The following is a 19,977-nucleotide window of genomic DNA, read 5'->3' on the forward strand; positions in this document are numbered from 1 at the left end:
ATAATCCAGCAATGATAACTTCGCGCTCCATTCAAATTCCCCTAACACTCAAGTAGTTCCTTCTTTAAAATCATTTCCAGAAAAGTAATAATAATCTACTGCGATTCCAACAATAATCTAGTACAATATACTTATAATTACTGTGAAAATTTAGGAGTGTAACGATTGAAATCTATTAAAAGACAATTAGCTGGGTTTTCCAGGAAAACAATTCGTTTGGATGAACTTGAAGATATTATGAAAGAAGTTTTACATACATATGAGGACTTTGCTGAGGCGGTTCTAGAGTTGGAGACTGTAGGTATTTTAAATATGGTTAAATCTAAAGGTAGGACATCTAGAGTACCGTCATTAGCATTTCAATACCGCATTAATAAAAGTCACTTAGCCGAAAGCCACCATAAACAACTACAGCAATATCGATTGAGCTTACACCCTCTCCTTAATCTAGATTATTACTATCATCACGATCCGTCTATTTGGGACAAGGATCGATACTATATAATGAAGTTAGATGACTATTTAAAAACAGAAGACCTTCCACCAGAGCCAGTGCCAGCACCTGAAAGAAGCTTTGAATTAGTAGGTGATGAGAAGTGGATTACGGAAAAAGGAGGAAAAGAACTATTAGAAAGAGTAGGTCTTTTTGATAGATTGAACATTATTCCTGTTTCTGAACCGCTAATGTTTGCGATTAATCCCAATAAGGTAATGGCTCCCACACAATATCATCTCATCGTCGAAAACAAAACAACGTATCAAGGGTTGCTTCCGACTCTTCCTGAAACTATATTTGCGACTCTTATATATGGGGCTGGTAAAGCTGTGATTAAATGTATTGAACAATTTCCTCTACAGTATCCGGTAGAGGCTAATCACCAATTATATTACTTTGGTGACTTGGATAAAGAAGGGATTTCGATTTGGTATTCCTTATTTAAGAAGCAATCTATTAGACTAGCTTTGCCTTTTTATCTGGCTTGTTTAGAGAAAGAAGAGGCAAGGGGGAAGGAATATCAGAAGGAAAATAAGGAAGCCCAGGACAGATTCTTATCCTATTTTGCCATAGAGCAACAACATCAAATTCGTTCCCTACTAAAGAACGGATTCTACCATCCACAAGAAACATTAAAAACTAGAGAGCTACAAGAGATTTGGAGGGAGTCGAATTGGAACAGCTAGATTTACAGGATATAACTAGTGGGTACCGGGAGAGAATGAGGAGACTTGCTCTATTTGATCCCTTATTTGATTTGGACCGTAAAAGGGAAATAGATCAAGGCAATGCTCCTATTGATATGAAGGGACTTGGCTTATTGACATTACTATTCTTTTTCGAGCAAAAATTAATGCGGCACTATAAGACGGGTGTCAATGAATTAGCCGCCTTTTTACAGCAACTAACAAATAGACAGTATAAGCTAGAGCCATCAGATTATGAACGGTTGGCGAGAGCCATTATTCAGACATTTCGGCCCACAACCGGAAGAAAGCGTAGCTACTCTTTCTATAACTGGGAATCCTCTTCAGATGAACATATTGACTACTCCATTTTAAAAGCGAACAACTTTGATATGAAAACTAATACACAATATTATACCCTCGATGAAGATGGGCTTGAGCTTGTGTTTGCTACCAAGGAATTTTATAGTGAATTTCAATTATCTATTAATCAATTAATGCTCCGTAAGCAATTGGATAAAGGAGAATTTAAAGGAGCACTCAGACAAATTAATGAAATGCATATTGACGTGGAGAATTTACAGGAACGCATGGTTAAACTCAAGCATGAAATCCAGCGTAGTATCGTTTCAGAAGAGACTTTTGAGAGGTACAAGCAGCTACTAGAAGATATCTATGGAAGATTGACACGAGAGGATGAAGAGTTTAAAGAGCTTCGTCTATTTGTCAAGGAGACAAGGGAAAGACTTTTTTCTAAGGATGTGCACAAGAAAGAAGTAAAAACCTATCAATTAGTTGTTCAGATTAATAGCGAGCTAGAATCGGTCCACTATGAGCACTCTCGATTACTAGAGCAGACATTAGCATTGAAAAATACAACCCTGGTTACAGCACAGGAATCTCTTTACTATACAGGAATCCAGGCATTTAACTTCGACCAAGATCTTGTATCACCTGTTGTATCTAACCCGTTACCACTGGTGTCCATGGCAGGGGTATTACATCCATTCCTGAAGGTAGAAGAAAATAAGGTGTGGTCGCCATTAACCCTATTTGCAGAACAGAATATAACAGAGGAACGCGAGACAAATAGACAGCAAGATTTTGTAGAAGTGGACCAAGGAGAGGAGGATGACCCATATCGGAAAGGGGTCATGCAACAATATAAGTTAATCATGCAATACTATCTGGATGCAGTTGAAACAAGCGGGGTCAATACATTATCAGGTTTTATGAATTACTTGGAAGAGATAGGGAAATCCGTACTGTATGAATACCGGTTGTTTTATGACTTTTGGATGATTCTGCATCAGCGTTCCCCTATAATTCGAGGTGAAATAGAGGGGGAAGAAGAAGGGAAAACCTTATTAAGTGAGGCATTTCGTTTACTTGGTGACCGGACCTTACTAATTAAAGAAGATAACGGAATAATTAATCGAATAAAGCGCTATTCCATACAAGAGATGAAGATTAGTTTGGAGGATGAAGATGATGCACTATCCTGAATCAAAGGTAATGAAGGCTTTTCAACTATATACGCAGCTTGCTCGTGATGGCATGGCAGATCTCGAGGCAGTCCAACAATACCGTGCTGACGATGATATCCGGGGGCTATTAGAGGCCTTTGGGAGAGAGGTAGATTGTGTCATTGTTACAACGAGTGAGCAAATGTTTCTAATTCCTGAGACGAGATTGTCTCCTTTTCATGTTAGTAATGATTGGATTAAGCGGAATTACTTGCGATCCGGAGCTACCAATGGTGATATCTATTTATTATATTTTGCTAGTATTATTTTATTTGGCACATTCTATGATTCCTACCACAGTCAAGCGCCGACGAGAAATTTTCTTCGTCTAGATGAATGGGTAACGTCTATTCAAGATCGGATAGAACAACTGAAATCTCACGACGTGGAAGAGTTGAAAGAACTTGAGAAAGAGTTTTCTTATAATTGGGGCTTAATTATTGAGAAGTGGGATGATATGGATGATGTGAAGGAAACGGCGAAGAAACAGGCTGGTAATACCATCAGTCGATTAAGCTTTATCGATACAGTGAAAAAATTCCTACTGGATCAGGACTTAATTCAAGAAATCGGTAATGATGAAATTACAATTACGGAAAAGGCAAAGACCATTGTTCAGCGCTTCTTTATGGAAATAGAGTATAACAAAGGAATATTTGAATTTATTTATGGTTTTGAAAGGGGGAAGGAGCATGCCATCGATTAGCAAAATTAGGCTAACAAACATTGTCTATGAGGAAGGGAATAAACGCTATAACGATGAATTGTTTTTATTTGAAAGTCATAATGGAGGCATACTTTTAGAAAATGGTGGCGGGAAAACCGTCCTCATCCAAACAGCCTTACAAGCTGTTCTCCCCCATGTGGATTTAGCTGATCGAAAAATTAAAAATACCCTATTATTAGAAAATGCTCCAGCACATATTGCTATTGAATGGATTACCCATGATAAACCAAGGCGCTATGTCGTGACAGCTGTCACGCTATTTCTGGCAAAGCACGGCTTAGATTCCATCCGTTATGTATATGAGTATGATGCAGGGGATCCGAATGGCATTGAAGGAATTCCATTTGTTAGAGAAGGCAAAGAGGGAAACCGTCCAGCAGAAAGAGGGGAAATGCAGGATTACTACAGTGGGATGAAAGAGAAGTCCTCCTTTTTTTCTCATACATTTGACACGATTAAGGAATACAAAGCATTCATCGAAAAGCAGTACCATATTATCTCCAGTGAATGGGAAAGTATTGTGAAAATTAATAGCACAGAGGGTGGCGTTGAAGCTTTCTTTGACGATTGCAAAAGTACGAATCAGCTATTTGACCGATTATTAATTCCTACTGTGGAGGATTCGATTGTCGGCCATAACAAAGCGATGTTTGCAGATATGTTTGAAAAGCAGAACCAGAGCTTTAAGAATTATAAAAAATTAAAACAAACTATCGAAGAGAATAAGCGGATACAAGAAAAATTAGAGAACTACGTGATGACCTTTGAAAAGCTCCATCATAAGCAGCAAGCATACCAGAAGGCGAAACAACAAGCAAAAGGAGTTTGGAACGTAACCCTTTCTCAAAAGCAGCAAATGACAGCTGAATTAGCCGAAAGCTCACGGATGCTGAAGGAATGGGAAGCTGACCATAGAATGCATAAGGTTAAAGCAGCTTCATATGAGATTGCTGTCGAAAAAGCTACATTAGAAGAAAAGGAAACAGCATACAATACCATGCTTGCTCATCAGTTAAATAAAGAAGAAGAACGAGATACCCATCAAAAGAATTACTATTCGCTAAAGCTTGCTAAGTATAAAGTAGAGATGAAGGAAGAACAAGATAAACTAGCATTTGCCGAGGAAAAACTTGCAGATTTAGAACAGGACGAAGAATTGTTCGACCTACAGGAGTCATTAGAGGAAGCAAATCAGTCCTTATTAGGAAGCTACCTAGAAGAAATTGAAAAAATAGATCGAGAAAAACAAGGGCTAACGTATCAGCTTAATCCTATCTTGAAACAAATCGAACAATATTCAATTAGTAAATCTGCATTAGATGACCAAATAAACGAAATGAAACAACGGCTTTCTGCAATCAACGAACGGATACGGGCTCGGACAGAAGATATGGAAAAGCTCCAACAGCAGATCCTTGCTAATCCACAACAAGAGCAAGTCACTATCGAATTAAAGAAGTGGCAGGAGCGTAGTAATCATCTTGATCAGGAAGTAGTGCGTTTGAATCAGGAAGTGAAGCAGCTTAACTTGCAGATTGGGGAAGCGGAAGAACAATGGGATAAACTATTGGAAGAGCATACAGAAATAGAGAGGAACAAGAATGACGTATCATTTAAACTGAGCGAATTAGATGCTGCCCAAGGGAATGTTATTACTCGCTTAGCAGGCTTACGTCAGCAATGGGCCAGTTTTGAGGATATTTATACAGCACAGCAAACCATTGAAACAAGAATACTTGAACAACTAGAAAAGCAGAAAAAAGAACGGAATACTCTCTTGTTCAAAGAACGCCTTGCTTATCGCTTTGTAGATGATTATGGTAATCAGGATGTGTTTTTTTCTGATACCTTTCTAGCAGAACAGCTAGCATCATGGAAAAATCAGTTTGGTTTTATTGTAACAGGTGTTGAATATCTGCAGAACCTAAATGATGAAGAACGAAAGAAGCGTAAGGATTTTCCCCTTTGGCCATTGACACTGGTCACAACGAATAAATCTAAGCAACAACTGCTGGAGAAACTGAACCACATATCAGATCGTTTGCAGTTTCCGATAAGTGTTTTGACGACAGAAGAGGCGCTTCAAGTGGACGAAAGCCCGGGGCATGACTGGGTTGCACCAAAGCATTGGAATCACAATCTAGAAACAGAGTACTTTACGAATTGGAAGGTCCAGTTAAGAAGTGATGCCCATGCCATAACAGGACTAAGGGAGCAGAAAGAAAAAGAGCTTACAGACTGGCAGGATGCATGGAAAGCATTTCAACAGTTCTTAAAAACGTATCCTTATGAATTTTATTCTAGTCTAAGCACCGAGCAATCCGAGTGGAAGAATCGCTTAGAGGATGTCGATCTACGAATTAAATCGATAAAAGCAATAATAACTGAATCACGTTCTATAGTGGATTCTAATAGAACAAAAATAAAAAATCATTCAGACGAAATGCAAGGTTTGCAAAACAAGATAAAGGAAGGGCTAACCTATCTTTCCTATGAGAAAGAGGTAGAAGAAAATAGTAAGAGAGAAGAAAACTTGTCTGCAACTTTGCAACAGTTAGAAAAGGATAAGTCTAAGAAAGAGATAGAATTAAAAGGATTTAATGATGAGAAGGATGGTTTACAGCAACGAATGTTGGATTTAAGCAACGAAATGAAAATCATCAAGCGTGAGGATGATTATCTAAGGGTAGCGTCACTTAATCCGATATATTCTGGAGATAGTAAACAAAGTATCAAGAATAAAATACATGATTTGAATCGAAAAATAGACAAAGTCACGGTTACTCAAGGGGAATGGATCGCAAAGCAGGAAGCTGCCAAGCAAGCACTGAAAAAGTTACAAACACAATTGGATGAGATTCGAAATCAACAAAGTGACTTAGATTATGAACAGGTATTTCCGAGTGATGGGGATCAATGGATGGAAACTCTATTGACTAAAATGAAAGAGTTGAATGAAGAATTGACTGCCCTGAATCAAGAAGTGCAACAAGCACTTTCTGAAAAGGAAAAACAAAAAGGAAAATATGAATTAAAACTAGAACAGTTTAAGAAAGATTATCTAAGCCAAGAGCTTATATCATTTGAGCATTCCCTTGATGAAATCTATCAATCATTACAGAAGGAAAATACAAAGCTCTTAGAAAGAAAAGACTATATTAATAAGCAGATAGACCGAATTAATACTCAGCTCGAAAGTATCTCCAAGGCTGAACGGGAGCTAGAAAGATATATCGAGAGCCATCACTTTAATTCTCCAGACCTTTCCGAAATTGGACTGACGGAAGAACAGCAGCTAGATTTTAATTATCAACGCAAAAAGTATGTGAAAGCTGTTATAGAGGAAATGAGAAATAGGAAAGAAGAGATGAATGAGGAAGCGACCCAGGTACAAGCAGAAAAAGAGTATGTCCGGGATTTTTGTAGGAAAGAGATTTCAGATGTTAAGCTTCAACAAATGGCGATAAACGGGGTGGAGCATAAGCATACGTACGAAGATGTGATCTCATTTAAGAATAATATGTTAACCAGTATTGAACGAATCACGAAATATGCCAATGAGCATATAAGAAAAAGTGATGAAGACCTGCAGTTGTTTATTAATCAAATTCATTCCCATCTCTATACGATTGTAGAGGAATTGAAGCAGATCCCTAATAAAACGAAGGTCAAAGTAATCGATGATTGGAAACCAATCTTTTCGTTCTCCATACCAGAGTGGGACGAAGATGTGGCTAAGACTAGAATCAGAGATTATATCGAATGGATTCTGCAGCAGCTAGAGTCAGAACGATATCTTAATGACCAAGGAATGCAGGATGAAGGAAAGGTTAGAAATGATGTAGAGATGTGGCTTCAGACGAAATCATTATTGCAAGTCGTCATGAATAATGAAGTCATGAAGGTTAATTGTAGAAAAGTGACCAATGATAATCATGTGACATCGAGATCCTACTCCTGGGAACAGAGTAATGTTTGGTCAGGAGGAGAAAAGTGGAGTAAGAATATGACACTTTTCTTAGGTATTCTAAATTATGTAGCGGAGAAGAAGCAGCATCTACAGGCAAATATGAAACGCCATCGAGCAGTTATATTAGATAACCCATTCGGGAAAGCATCTAGTGATCATGTATTAAATCCAGTATTTTTCGTTGCTGAGCAGCTTGGCTTCCAAATCATCGCTCTTACTGCACATGCAGAAGGGAAATTTTTACAGGATTACTTCCCAGTCATCTATAGCTGCCGTCTAAGGTCATCACAAGACTCCGGGAAGAAAGTGATGACAAAAGAGAAATGGCTCCATCATGCATATTTCCAAGACCATGAACCAGAAGGGCTTGAGAGGCTGGGTGAGGTGGAGCAGATGGAATTGTTCTGAAACCAGGCATTTGCTAGTCAAACTTTGTGAGAGAAAAGTGAAGGTAATTGAGGTCTTGCCCCAATTACCAGTATTCTAGTAGTGAATCTCAAGAATTCAACCCAAAGAATTTAGAGTGCCATCTACTGTAGCAAGATGGAATGTAGTTACATCCTACGCCTCATTGCTTTAGAGCGACTAAAGTCGTTAGAGGAACTCTTCCAATACTGCCCAATGGATTTCTAAGTGTATTTCTTCCTGTAAGGAAGAAATAGGCCGGTTTACCTTTTTAATCGAAATGGATTTGAGTAAGGTGGCAAAATTACTTATTAAATCTTTATTAAATTTTATGATATTGAGCTAGCAATAAAATTTCAGTCAATATTCCTGATTATTGGGACAAATGGGAAGTTGACTGGTTATGCTGGCGGGGTGTGGAGGAAGGAATGGTTGATTCGACATGAGAAGACATTTAAATAGGAAATGAATACATTTCCCAAGAGAGATTGACAGTATAAACATATCAAATTATACTAATAATAAGAAAAAGGCACTTAGTAGCGGTAACTACTAAGTACCACAACCACTTACCGCATAAAGAGCGGTTGACCTTTTGATGTTAAGTTAAAAAGAAGTAATCGCTACTGGTCAAAGAGGGCGGTTACTTCTTTTTATTTAGAAGGACGACGATTGTTACAATTAGTGTTAATTCGGCTATTAAGAAATAGCTAAATTGTACGAGTAAACTTATTGCTTCGTAGGTCGTCATCCTTACCACCTCCCTTCTTAAGGAAGATGGCCAACCGCCCACTATACTATGTAGTTGTTGATTATATAATATCACATGATGGGTTAAATTACATTAAAATTAGAATGTTTGTTCGTGAGTTGCTTTTCGTACACAAAATAAGAGATGAAACGGTCAAAAATCAAAAATGAGGTCAACGGGGACAGGTTCCTTGGCATTTGTGCCAAGGAACCTGTCCCCGTTGTACTCTCTTCTTTTATTATATAGCCGAGGTACCTGTCCCCACGGCACTTTCTGCTCTTTCTTTCGGTTTTCTAGTCAAAGAAAAGACCGCACAAATCAAGGAAAGGATCACAATAGCTCCTCCAAACCAAGACATATGAGATACAGTCCCAGTCTCATTTAACACGATTCCACCAAATGCAGAACCTAGAGAGATACCTATTTGTAATGATGAATTATTAAAGCTTTGTTGAATGTCAGATGTAGCAGGATCGGTTTCAATCAGGTAGCTTTGTTGTGGTGGAGAGAGTGCCCAGCTTAGCGCTCCCCAAACCATCATAACTGGTAGGAAAACAATAAGTGAAAAAGTAGTGAATGGTAATAAGAATAGCACTACTGCAAACGAACCGATTACAACGATGATGCTCTTTTTAGCTCCAATCGAATCGGATAAAATTCCCCCGAATGCTCCACCACTTACTGCTGCAATCCCAAATAATAGATAACAAATACTAATCCAGGTGGAATTCAGATGAAGTTCGGTTTCTAAAAAAGGCGTAAAGTATGCATAAATCGTATAATGTCCTGCTAGTAAAAACATCGTTGCTAGATGTGCACTACCTAATTTAAAACTAGCCACTGCCTTTAATTGTTGTGAAAGTGGGGTCGTGTTTTCTCCCGGAATTCGCTCGAAAAAGATGGAAATTAATACAAAGGAACCGATTGATAAAATAGCAATTCCAAGAAAAATAACGCGCCAGCCAAATGTATCGGAAATCATGATTCCAAGCGGAACTCCCATGACTAGTGACGAACTAATTCCCATATAAATTAGACCCACAGCCTTTGCTCGATGTGTTGGAGCAACAATTTTGGCAGCCAGGGTTAGCGATAATACAACGATAAGTGCTGTACTCATGGCACTCAATACCCTTGCAAACATCATAAAAGTAAAATTGGGACTGAAATAGGTCATGATATTACTGATGAAAAAGACAAACAAGGAGATGAGGTATAATTTTTTGCGTTCTATCTTGCTAGTTAGTACTAGTAAAACTGGACCAGCAACGGCATATATAAGTGCAAAAACAGTGATGAGTTGTCCAGCTGAGCTTAATGTTATATCTAAATCATTTGCGATTGTTGGAAGTATTCCACCAACAATTAATTCAACAAGTCCTGCTGCAATAGTGGCTAATGCGAGTATAAAAACTTTTAAATTCATATTCTATCTCGTCCTTTCTCGTGATGTTAGTAATAAAAGATGATTTTTTGTATACAAAAAAATCCTGATTACAAAAAATGAATCATCTTCATTTTCTGTAATCAGGATTTTACGGTTCCTGGTAGAGACCCTCAAGCCATATTCTTGAGGTTATACAGGTATATTTATTTATGGTACTAGAACAGTGTACTAGCCTTCAGCTATTTTTTCAAGTACTAATTTCTGAATGTGATATTACCATGGAGGAAAGGTCTCGCCCCAACATGAAGTTTCCCCTTATGTCTTAGACAGGGCATGCGAAAATGGAGTAAGATATAAGATAGCGTATAAACAAAGTAACTATCAGCACCAATAAATGTAATTAAACAAGGAGATAACAAAACCATGAACAACTATAAATTAACCATTCAATACGATGGTGGCCGTTACAAGGGTTGGCAGCGACTTGGTAATAGTGACAATACCATTCAAGGGAAGATTGAAAATGTTTTAACAGAGTTGGCAGGAGAAAAGATTGAAATCATTGGATCTGGAAGAACGGATGCAGGTGTCCATGCTCTTGCTCAGATCGCTAATTTTAAAATGCGCAAACAAGCAACAGAAGATGAAGTGATGCAGTACTTAAATAGATATCTTCCTCACGATATTAGTGTTGTGGATGTCGAGAGTGTGAATGATCGTTTCCATGCTCGCTATAATGCGAAAGATAAAACCTATTTGTATAAGATTTGGAACATGCCATATACACATCCCTTCATGCGAAAATACAGTATGCATGTAGAAGAAAAGCTTGATATTGAAAAGATGCGAAAAGCAACTACCTATTTTCTAGGTAAGCATGACTTTACTTCTTATTCCAATGCAAAGTCGAAGAAAAAGTCCATGGTACGCGAGATATATTCTATTAAGATAAAGGAAAATAACGGCTTTATTGAGATTAAACTGCAAGGCGATGGCTTCCTTTATAACATGGTAAGAAAAATTGTTGGAACATTAATTGAAGTTGGATTAGGGGAAAAGGATCCTACTACTATACCGAGTATTCTTGAATCGAAAGAAAGAATTCAGACAGGTCGTATGGCGGATGCTGAGGGGTTGTATTTGGAGAAGGTTGGGTTTTAATTGACCGGTTATGTTGTTATATAAAAAGAAGTAACCGCACAACCTTGTCACAGGGGAGGGTACTTCTTTTTATTTATGTATCACTTCATTTGTTGATTTGTCTCACAATATTGGCACCTAACAAATTGCCCCTCAAACCCTGATATAGGAGCTCCACATGATTTGCACTCTTGGGAGACCTTAACTGGTTGTTTTCCAAATACACCTTTAACCGTGTTCAAGGTATCCTTTATAGAACTTGCAATAAATTCTGTACCAGGTATTGTTCTATCGTCAAATCCACCTATTACGGCATCTTGTCCTGACACAAGTTGATTAATAGCCTTTATCCAATCTTTTACTACTTTCTTTGATTCAAACCCAAAGAATTCTTGACCATTAGTGAAGTATACTTCAAGCTGTGGCGTTCCGTTAGCTCGTTTTCCTAAAATGGTTTGTGCTTTGCCATTAAATACTTTAATTTCATCAACTGGAAATCTAGATGTATTCTTTACTTTTCCAAATATACTTTTACTAATCAAAATTAAGTGTAAATTGGTTAAGATAAGTTCATCCGAATAACTAGCCATGATACCACCGCGAGCAATTCTATTATGTTTTATAATCACTACCTCATCTGAGCGTAAGTTATATTGGTTCATCCACACACCTCCTATTAATTTAAATATTTAAAATATTATAGCATGAATGGTAAAGCCTTAGCTAGCTGCTGGAACATCTGTACCACTTGAAACCTAATCCCTATATCAATCGTATAAGTTATTACATAACAAGGGGGCCATAAAATGAAAAAGTTATCTATAGCTATAGTTGCCGTGCTGGCATTTATGTTATTTCCAGTCAGTGCCCTAGCTGTTGAATTTGATATTGAAAAAACGGATATTCATGCATACCTACAGATGGACGGTAATGTTCAGGTAGAGGAGATACACACGTATGCCTTTGACGGTGAATTCAATGGGCTTACCCGCACATTGATTGCCAAAAAAGGTACACAGATTCAGGATGTGAAAGCCTCGGAAAATGGTACTGCATTAGATGTGGAACAGGAAGACAATTTATATAAAATTTATCGCGGTGGTGCTGATGAAACAGTGACCATTCATTTGACGTATACCATTAAAGACGGGGTAGAAGTATATTCGGATATGGGACAATTTTACTGGCCGTTTTTTGACCAAAATAATGAATCAGCTTATCATAACCTCGATATCTACATTCATCCCCCCAAACCAACCGGGGATGTTGAATTCATTGGCTATGATAGTGCCTGGGATACGGGAAAGGCTGACAAAGATGGTGTTGTCCATTTTGCGATGGGGCATGTATCCTCCGGTCAAAAAGGTGATGTCCGAGTAGCTTATGATGCATCGCTATTCTCCGCAGCTCCATCTGCAGGGGATACGTCCATTCGGGATGATATAGTACGGGATAAGGAAAAGAAAGAAGCAGAAATTGCGGCGTTTAAAAAGGATCAAGATATGTTTAATCGTATTGCGCCTTATATTGTCTTTGGATTTGCGCTTTATTTGCTTTTCCTAGTGATGAGTCGTATTCAATATAAACGCAAAATTAAAGCGGAGATTGAGCGTCGGTTTGTCGATGCCTTTTTCGTGCCAAAAACAGGCTTAAGTATGCCTGCTACGATTCACTACATGAATAATGGGGTGCTTGACACACATGCATTGACGGCGGCCTTACTTGACTTGGTTCGCAAAGACTATGTAATGAAAAAAGAGGATGAGACATTTGTCGTCGTTAACAGGCAGACAGACCATATGCACGAACAAATGCTGATTGCCTGGTTATTCGACATGGTTGGCAAAAATGGAACATTCCGTCTGTCAGATCTTGCAACGTACACGAAAAATAAAAACAACCATGAGAGCTATTGGAATAATTTCATGCAGTGGCAACAAAGTGTCAAACAGGAAGTAGATGCGAAAGAGCTCTATGAAAAACGGAATAATAAACGAATGGCAATTGGCCTTTCCAGTCTTATTATCCTTCCTTTCACCATTCTGTTTGGCGTGTATGAATTATATGGCTGGATGATTGCAGCCATTGTACTAGTGTTCTGCGTGATTGTATTAGCAATCGGTGGCAAACGAAGAACTGCCGAAGGTGCTTATATCAAAGAACAATGGGATAGATTTGAGATTAAGTTTGCCGATTTAACACCAACGGAATGGAATGAATGGCTTGACGATGATCAGAAACACGCATTTATATATGGACTGGGCCGAAACAATCAAGCCATACAAAAGAAGAACAAAATCCTTTTGGAGCATGCGCCACAATATGATCAGTTGAATCATGACTCGGGGATGAATATGTTTTTGTTCCTAGTGATTGCATCATCAGCACATACGTATTTTGGTCAGGCTGAAGCTTCGGCTGCACCCAACATCTCAACCGGAAGCGGTGGGACACCTGGGGTGGGTGGCGGCATTGGTGGAGGTGGTGGCGGTTCTGGTGCGTTTTAATCATCAGGCCATAGATCGAATTCTCCAAAGTTATAGGGTTGGATATAAATCCATAAAACAAAAAAGACTCGCTGATTAGCGTGTCCCTAATAATGGAGCTTTAATAAGTACAAGGGAATTGGTACCTCCCCTTGTACTTATTTTTTTGCACAATCTAGTTTAGTGTATTTCTAACTGAACTTACTTCCCTATCCCTAAGTCAAAAAGTATTATATACTGTAACCCAGAGGGTTCGAAACCATCCCCTCTTTAAACAAAACTAGGGAGGAATTTTATATGGAAAAAGCAGTAGTTGTATTTAGTGGCGGGCAAGATTCGACGACATGTCTCCTATGGGCATTGGAGAGATTTGATAACGTTGAAACCGTCACTTTTTCGTATGGTCAAAGGAATGTGTCAGAACTTAAATCAGCGAAGAAAATCGCTGAGGATTTGGGAGTAAAACATACCGTTCTCGATATGAATTTACTTAACCAGTTGACTGATAATGCGATGACCAGAAAGGATATGGAAATTGATGGGGCAGGTGTTGTGCCCAATACATTTGTACCGGGAAGAAATCATATTTTCCTTTCCTTTGCAGCTATTTTCGCAAAAGGTATCGGTGCAAGACATATCATCACCGGGGTAAGTGAAACGGATTTTAGTGGCTATCCGGATTGCCGGGATAATTTTATCAAATCACTAAATCTGACGTTAAACCTTGCCATGGATCATAGTTTCGAAATACATACGCCATTAATGTGGAAAAATAAAGCCCAGACATGGGAAATGGCAGAGAAACTAGGAAAACTAGAATATATCAGAAAGCATACAACGACCTGTTATAACGGAATTATTGGGGACGGGTGTGGGGAATGTCCTTCTTGTAAATTAAGAAAGCAAGGGCTTGACGCTTACTTGGCAGGAGGTCGTGCACATGTATAGGATTCTCATATATTTATTATCTATTGTTCTAGCAAATGTGATTACAGCTAAATTTGCTCCACTAAATCTTGGGTTATTTATTATTCCGTATGGGACATTGCTTATTGGATTGACACTCGTTATGCGCGATATGGTGCAGAATAAGTATGGTCGAGCCAAAACATATATGTGGATTGCTGCAGCACTTGCATTGTCTGCGGTTACGAGTCATCTCCTGGGAGATGCATTATGGGTGGTATGCGCCTCGACCCTAAGCTTCATCATATCGGAGACCACAGACACAGAAATATATACACGTTTCAAGCTTCCTTTTGTTAGGCGTGTTATGGTTTCTGGTATTGTCTCTGGATTCCTGGATTCTGCTGTATTTGTCATTATTGGAATAGGGCCATTAGGTCTCGGATACGTTCCATGGGATTTGGTTCCTTACGCAATAGCCGGGCAGTGGGTGGCAAAAGTGCTGATGCAATTAATTGTTGCTGGAGGAATAAGACATTTCGTTATGAAATTGGGAATCTATGAACCGAATATATCGGATTTTAAACCTACAAAGACACAAGCCGTATAGGTAGTACGATAAATAAGAAGAGTTGGAGGAGAATAAAAATGAAAGCAAGCGATACAAAAGACCTTACCTTATTGGGAAATCAGAATACGAAATATGAGTATGATTACGATCCGAGTGTGTTAGAGACATTCGAGAATCAACACCAGGAAAATAATTACTTCGTGAAATTCAATATTCCGGAGTTTACGAGTCTCTGTCCAATGACCGGGCAACCAGACTTTGCAACCATCTATATCTCTTACATTCCTGATAAGAGAATGGTAGAAAGTAAGTCACTTAAGTTATATATGTTTAGCTTTAGAAATCATGGGGCATATCATGAGGATTGCGTCAACATCATCATGAAAGATTTAATCAAATTGATGGATCCAAGGTATATCGAAGTGTGGGCAAAATTCACACCACGCGGAGGTATATCGATTGATCCTTACTGTAATTATGGAAAGCCGGGGACTAGTTTTGAGGAGATGGCTAATACAAGGTTGATGCAGCATGATCTTTATCCGGAGAAGGTGGATAATAGGTAATTGTATCAAAGGAACGGTTCTTGTGCTTTACAATAAGCATGAGAGCCGTCCCGATGCTTCTTCTTTCAGAAAAAGCATCCCTTTTTTCTTACATACTCTTTGTCGGACTTGAAGTATATCCATTTTGTAGTTTGTATGTTTGACGGTATATTCATATTAATTTATACTAATAATTAGAAAAGGCATTCAGATAGCGCCAACTATCGAATGCCACAACCACTCACCGCTAAGAGCGGTTGACCAGTTAGTTGTAATTCAAAAAGAAGTAATCGCCAAACCTAGTCGCAGGGGGCGGTTACTTCTTTTTATTTAGAAGGATAGCGATGATTGTTATTATAAGTGTTAATCCTGCTATAAAAGAATAGCTGAATTAAACAAGTAAGTTTATTGCCTCGTAAGTCGTCATCATTACCACCTCCCTTCATAAGGAAGATGGCCAACCGCCCACTATACTATGTAGTTGATGGTTATATTTTAGCCATACATTTCTTTTTATTCATACAAAAATAGGAATGTTTGTTCGTTTTTGTCATTGAAAGGTCCATTAGGACAGATTCCTAGGACCAAACCGAGGGAATTTATCCCTATTTACCCTTCGGTGAATAAAAGTGACGGTTCTTGGACTTCAAAATTTGCTTAGAATTAAGCATGGAAACCATTCCAATACTTCATTAATAATCCAATTCACTCTGTAAATACTAACCAATATGCTATAGTATACAAGCCTTTAATAAAACAAACTGGCATTAATATACGAAAAGAGACGTGATTAGCCTTGCCAAATTTTTTACAACTTGGAATTCGAAAAGAGATTAACCATACATTAAAGTCATTAGGAATAGTAGCTCCTACTCCCATCCAAAAACGGACAATTCCCTCCGTACTTGAAGGGAAGGATGTTATTGCAAAAGCACAAACGGGAACAGGAAAGACGTTGGCTTTTGTTCTTCCAATTTTGGAAAAGATTGATGTGCATAAGTCAGATGTTCAAGCACTTATATTAACCCCGACAAGAGAATTAGCACAGCAAATTTCAAAAGAAATAAAGAGAATGGTTGAAAATGTAGAAGGCATCAATACGTTAGCTGTATACGGTGGCCAGGATGTGGCGCATCAGTTAAAAAAGTTAAAAGGTGCCACACATATAGTCGTTGCAACACCAGGTCGGTTATTAGATCATATTCGTCGTGGATCAATCGATCTTTCTACGGTCCAGATGCTAGTGTTAGATGAAGCTGACGAAATGTTACATATGGGTTTTCTTCCAGAGGTAGACGACATCATTTATGAAACACTTTCTTCTAGACAAACCATGCTGTTCTCAGCAACAATGCCTAACGAAATTCGCTCTTTAGCAAAGAAATATATGGTAGAGCCAGAATTCATTGAAGTGAAAGCAAAACGTGTTACGGTTGATGAGATTAAACAAGTAGTCATTGAAACAACGGATAGAAGAAAGCAAGCAACTTTACTACATTTAATCGGGGAACATCGTCCTTTTTTAGCAATTATATTTTGTCGTACAAAAGTTCGTGCTAAAAAACTACATGATGCACTGATTGCGAATGGGTATGAATCAGATGAATTGCATGGTGATTTAACACAGTCCAAACGTGAGAAAGCAATGAAACGATTTCGTGATGCGAAGACTCAATTTTTAGTTGCTACTGACGTTGCTGCACGGGGCCTTGATGTAGAAGGGGTAACACATGTCTATAATTATGATATTCCACAGGATGTTGATAGCTATGTTCACCGGATTGGACGAACAGGGCGTGCAGGTGGAGACGGGGTTGCTATTACTTTAGTAGCTCCTAAGGATATGGAGTTCCTGCGAATGATTGAAAAGGGGATCCAACAAAAATTTGAAATACAAGTGATTGAAGGGGTAAGCATCCCTGATCGGGAGGATTATGAAAGAGTAAGCCGAAAACAATCAAAAGAAGGAAAGTTCTCTGAAGGTCGTAGAAAAACAGGTGGGAATACGGCAACCCACTAATCATCGACCGAAAGGCAATTCAGGTACTACATCCAGAGGTAGAAAACGTACTCGCTAGCGAGTGAATAACATGAAATGGCGTGTTTGACCCAAAGTGCACGAAAGCAGTACGGGCACCGGGGACAGGCACCATATTCAGGAGGACACACCAATGTTACATAAACGAATGAAACAATACATTTCATCAGAATCAATGAGTGAAAAGCACAAGGTTGAAATATATCAAGAGGAAAAAGAGTTGATCACGAAATATGAATTAATCTCAAATGACATTACATTAATAGAAAAAGATCCTAAGACACGTTTCCTAGATGCTTACATAGAAAGATGCGATAAAGAAACTGAGGAAACGCTAGCTGAAGAATCATTCGTTTTCTTAGAACAACCCATTGATTACCTTCAAAAACACAAAAATGAATTTCTATACTTAGAATCGAATTGGTTGGAACTAATCGGCGTCGATGCGATTTCGTTAGAAGTGAGTGATGTATTTGGTACATATGACGTTATGGTAGGATTGCAGATGCAGAAAAAGTTTGAGAGATCTCTTAGAGAAAACTTAAGTAAAGAATTAGTTGGAGAAGAAGCAAGATTTGAATTGATTTTTAATCCAAAGGATGGCATGTGGGACTTAAATTTTGCCTTGAATTATGTGGAAGGGTTTAGTGAGGAGATGTCATTAGAGGAAGCTTATCGGTTAATTTATCGATTTATATTTAAACTAGTGGAGAGAATAGAAGTAGGAAGCAAGGACGTGAATTAACGTTTTATCGCATTGCCTACTCCAGATATTACGATTACAGAACGGAAGCAAAATCTGAAGGAAAATGAACCAGAAATCAAACCTATTTATGGTTTTATTGATTTCCATCTAATACCAAGAGATAAAGGTGGCATTTTCTTATTTTACAATATAAATGATGAGCTTCTTTTTGTTGGAAAAGCACGGAAACTACGCCAAAGAATTAAAAAACATTTTGAGGGTACTGTTTCACCTATTAAAATGCATAGAGACGAGGTATATAGAATTGATATATGTTTAGTTGAAGATCCGATGGAACGGGAGATTTATGAAACATATATCATTAATCAGCTCAAGTCGAATTACAATGTTGACAAAGTGTTTTATAAATAAGTCTGTTTTCGTAAATATCCTTTTTTTAGAACTGTAGATTTCAGATTTAACAGATGATTTATAGGGACAGTCCAGGTGCTACATTGTGAAGGAGCAGACAGGTTTTTAGTAATTACAGGTAAATGGGCAGTAGAACTTAATAGTTCTACTGCCTTTCTTTATATAAAAGTCTAACTCTTCAGATGGGTACAGTAATCATGAATGAACTGAGCATGTTCGTGTAGAACCCTTAGCCAAAATCTGTATTCATAAGAAACACTGCTTATATAATCCTTCTAATGGACCTCAACTCTTTTTTGTCGTCATATTAATGTATTCGTTTTGACGAACTAATAGTATTGGAAATTACTCCTTTGGCAAGGGGATATGTAACCTAATTAGCCTCTAGTTTCTCACACATTTTCCGTAAACTAACTATAATCCCCCAAGCATGTCCTTTTCCTTTGCATATTGTAGTGATATAAGGGAAAGGAGGCGAGGACTTGTTAGAAGCAGCGATTATCTCACTTTCTATTTGTCTATGTATTTATCACATGGAAGCATTAAGAGGGTTGCTAGAAAAAATCGTCGCTAGTATTTCCCATAGTAAATCTGCTGTTTCTATCATCATCATCGGGCTAGTTGCAGGGAAAGCTCCAACGGTTAGTGAATCCTTTGGGGACCTATTGGATATCACCATTACAACAAGTATTAACATGGAATTCCTCACATTAGATGTTGAAATTCTAAGTATACAAATGGCATCCATTGGAGCCATTCTATTTGGGACAAAAAAGGAAACCATCAGCCAAACGGGGATGGCGATGTTTGGTTTAGCTATAGGAATAGGCGCCGTATTTGGGCACTTAACATTAGCATCTTTAATAGGAGATATGGAATGGATGGCTATGGCTAGCGAATTTATAGGTGCGCATCCAGTATACGCGGTATTCCTTGGAGTATTATTACGATCTTGGAAAATTGCAATTGGAGTTGCTGCCATATTATTGATCCTTTGGCATATCGAGTTGGATACCGCTTTCGTGTTTTTCCTAGGTGCTTATATTCGAATGCTTATCGAGTCTTGGTATGTAGAGCGAAAATAAGATACCTGTAGAATGGTATTGGTAAGGATCTCTAGAGCCATCTTCTATATGGTGAGGATGGTTCACGGGAGTTAGGAGATTCTTTATACTATATTAATAGCTGAAAGGGTCTGTGTGTGCTAAATAACTAGATATTAAAAA

The 19,977-nt window shown here is 38.2% G+C and carries 16 protein-coding genes, 1 pseudogene and 1 riboswitch; of the genes and pseudogenes, 14 read left to right on the top strand and 3 right to left on the bottom strand.

Annotation, left to right across the window (positions count from 1 at the left end):
- The first annotated feature begins 165 nt into the window (after positions 1 to 165).
- From BN999_RS09780 to BN999_RS09800, 5 genes and pseudogenes are all read left to right on the top strand, one after another.
- A complete protein-coding gene (locus BN999_RS09780) occupies positions 166 to 1,182 on the top strand; it encodes a Wadjet anti-phage system protein JetD domain-containing protein (protein ID WP_096271195.1) in 1,017 nt (338 codons plus the stop codon).
- Complete coding sequence (locus BN999_RS09785; RefSeq protein WP_096271196.1) at positions 1,170 to 2,687, top strand: replicative DNA helicase; 1,518 nt, start codon at positions 1,170 to 1,172, stop codon at positions 2,685 to 2,687. The genes BN999_RS09780 and BN999_RS09785 overlap by 13 nt, the downstream gene beginning before the upstream one ends.
- Positions 2,674 to 3,414 (top strand): DUF6063 family protein, encoded by a 741-nt coding sequence (locus BN999_RS09790; RefSeq protein WP_096271335.1) that lies wholly within the window; start codon positions 2,674 to 2,676, stop codon positions 3,412 to 3,414. The genes BN999_RS09785 and BN999_RS09790 overlap by 14 nt, the downstream gene beginning before the upstream one ends.
- Complete coding sequence (locus BN999_RS09795; protein WP_096271197.1) at positions 3,401 to 7,813, top strand: hypothetical protein; 4,413 nt, start codon at positions 3,401 to 3,403, stop codon at positions 7,811 to 7,813. Before BN999_RS09790 ends, BN999_RS09795 begins: the two co-directional genes overlap by 14 nt.
- Before the next feature lie 369 nt (positions 7,814 to 8,182).
- Positions 8,183 to 8,272, top strand: a pseudogene (locus BN999_RS09800) (methylated-DNA--[protein]-cysteine S-methyltransferase); the annotation flags it as partial.
- A 181-nt stretch (positions 8,273 to 8,453) separates the two neighbouring features.
- Here the strand turns inward: BN999_RS09800 and BN999_RS21000 are convergent.
- Complete coding sequence (locus BN999_RS21000; RefSeq protein ID WP_255247435.1) at positions 8,454 to 8,561, bottom strand: putative holin-like toxin; 108 nt, start codon at positions 8,559 to 8,561, stop codon at positions 8,454 to 8,456.
- Positions 8,562 to 8,799: 238 nt separating this feature from the next.
- Entirely contained in the window at positions 8,800 to 9,987 is a 1,188-nt protein-coding gene (locus BN999_RS09805) for an MFS transporter (protein WP_096271198.1), read from the bottom strand.
- Between the two features lie 78 nt (positions 9,988 to 10,065).
- Positions 10,066 to 10,165: riboswitch (purine riboswitch) on the bottom strand.
- A gap of 206 nt (positions 10,166 to 10,371) precedes the next feature.
- Here BN999_RS09805 and truA point away from each other — a divergent pair.
- On the top strand, positions 10,372 to 11,109 hold the full coding sequence (truA, locus tag BN999_RS09810) for a tRNA pseudouridine(38-40) synthase TruA (protein ID WP_096271199.1): 738 nt from the start codon (positions 10,372 to 10,374) through the stop codon (positions 11,107 to 11,109).
- An 80-nt stretch (positions 11,110 to 11,189) separates the two neighbouring features.
- On the opposite strand, the gene BN999_RS09815 is transcribed toward truA, so the two are convergent.
- A complete protein-coding gene (locus BN999_RS09815; RefSeq protein ID WP_096271200.1) occupies positions 11,190 to 11,750 on the bottom strand; it encodes a hypothetical protein in 561 nt (186 codons plus the stop codon).
- A gap of 186 nt (positions 11,751 to 11,936) precedes the next feature.
- Here BN999_RS09815 and BN999_RS09820 point away from each other — a divergent pair, with 186 nt between their 5' ends.
- From BN999_RS09820 to BN999_RS09855, 8 genes are all read left to right on the top strand, one after another.
- Positions 11,937 to 13,595 carry a DUF2207 domain-containing protein gene (locus BN999_RS09820; protein WP_176481936.1) on the top strand — a complete coding sequence of 553 codons (1,659 nt, stop codon included), beginning with the start codon at positions 11,937 to 11,939 and terminating at the stop codon, positions 13,593 to 13,595.
- Positions 13,596 to 13,835: 240 nt separating this feature from the next.
- Positions 13,836 to 14,522, top strand: a complete 687-nt coding sequence (queC, locus tag BN999_RS09825) for a 7-cyano-7-deazaguanine synthase QueC (RefSeq protein WP_255247448.1) — start codon at positions 13,836 to 13,838, stop codon at positions 14,520 to 14,522.
- The gene (locus BN999_RS09830) at positions 14,515 to 15,090 is read left to right on the top strand and encodes a VUT family protein (protein ID WP_096271203.1); all 576 of its coding nucleotides are present in this window, start codon (positions 14,515 to 14,517) and stop codon (positions 15,088 to 15,090) included. Before queC ends, BN999_RS09830 begins: the two co-directional genes overlap by 8 nt.
- A gap of 38 nt (positions 15,091 to 15,128) precedes the next feature.
- The gene (gene queF / locus BN999_RS09835; protein WP_096271204.1) at positions 15,129 to 15,617 is read left to right on the top strand and encodes a preQ(1) synthase; all 489 of its coding nucleotides are present in this window, start codon (positions 15,129 to 15,131) and stop codon (positions 15,615 to 15,617) included.
- 775 nt (positions 15,618 to 16,392) lie between these two features.
- On the top strand, positions 16,393 to 17,616 hold the full coding sequence (locus tag BN999_RS09840) for a DEAD/DEAH box helicase (RefSeq protein ID WP_255247436.1): 1,224 nt from the start codon (positions 16,393 to 16,395) through the stop codon (positions 17,614 to 17,616).
- A 151-nt stretch (positions 17,617 to 17,767) separates the two neighbouring features.
- Positions 17,768 to 18,379 carry a branched-chain amino acid aminotransferase gene (locus BN999_RS09845; RefSeq protein ID WP_176481937.1) on the top strand — a complete coding sequence of 204 codons (612 nt, stop codon included), beginning with the start codon at positions 17,768 to 17,770 and terminating at the stop codon, positions 18,377 to 18,379.
- A 6-nt stretch (positions 18,380 to 18,385) separates the two neighbouring features.
- Positions 18,386 to 18,751, top strand: a complete 366-nt coding sequence (locus tag BN999_RS09850) for a nucleotide excision repair endonuclease (RefSeq protein WP_096271205.1) — start codon at positions 18,386 to 18,388, stop codon at positions 18,749 to 18,751.
- A 482-nt stretch (positions 18,752 to 19,233) separates the two neighbouring features.
- Positions 19,234 to 19,836, top strand: coding sequence for a Na/Pi symporter (locus tag BN999_RS09855; protein WP_096271206.1), 603 nt, complete (start codon positions 19,234 to 19,236; stop codon positions 19,834 to 19,836).
- Positions 19,837 to 19,977 lie beyond the last annotated feature (141 nt).

It is taken from the genome of Paucisalibacillus globulus (genome assembly GCF_900184735.1).
Lineage (GTDB): Bacteria > Bacillota > Bacilli > Bacillales > Amphibacillaceae > Ornithinibacillus > Ornithinibacillus globulus_B.

Bases quoted from the DNA above. Each gene is read 5' to 3' on its own strand.
- BN999_RS09815 (WP_096271200.1), bottom strand. From the start codon at position 11,750: ATGAACCAATATAACTTACGCTCAGATGAGGTAGTGATTATAAAACAT.
- BN999_RS09820 (WP_176481936.1), top strand. From the start codon at position 11,937: ATGTTATTTCCAGTCAGTGCCCTAGCTGTTGAATTTGATATTGAAAAA.
- BN999_RS09805 (WP_096271198.1), bottom strand. From the start codon at position 9,987: ATGAATTTAAAAGTTTTTATACTCGCATTAGCCACTATTGCAGCAGGA.
- BN999_RS09845 (WP_176481937.1), top strand. From the start codon at position 17,768: ATGTTACATAAACGAATGAAACAATACATTTCATCAGAATCAATGAGT.
- queF (WP_096271204.1), top strand. From the start codon at position 15,129: ATGAAAGCAAGCGATACAAAAGACCTTACCTTATTGGGAAATCAGAAT.
- BN999_RS09790 (WP_096271335.1), top strand. From the start codon at position 2,674: ATGCACTATCCTGAATCAAAGGTAATGAAGGCTTTTCAACTATATACG.
- BN999_RS09795 (WP_096271197.1), top strand. From the start codon at position 3,401: ATGCCATCGATTAGCAAAATTAGGCTAACAAACATTGTCTATGAGGAA.
- BN999_RS09830 (WP_096271203.1), top strand. From the start codon at position 14,515: ATGTATAGGATTCTCATATATTTATTATCTATTGTTCTAGCAAATGTG.
- BN999_RS21000 (WP_255247435.1), bottom strand. From the start codon at position 8,561: ATGACGACCTACGAAGCAATAAGTTTACTCGTACAATTTAGCTATTTC.
- truA (WP_096271199.1), top strand. From the start codon at position 10,372: ATGAACAACTATAAATTAACCATTCAATACGATGGTGGCCGTTACAAG.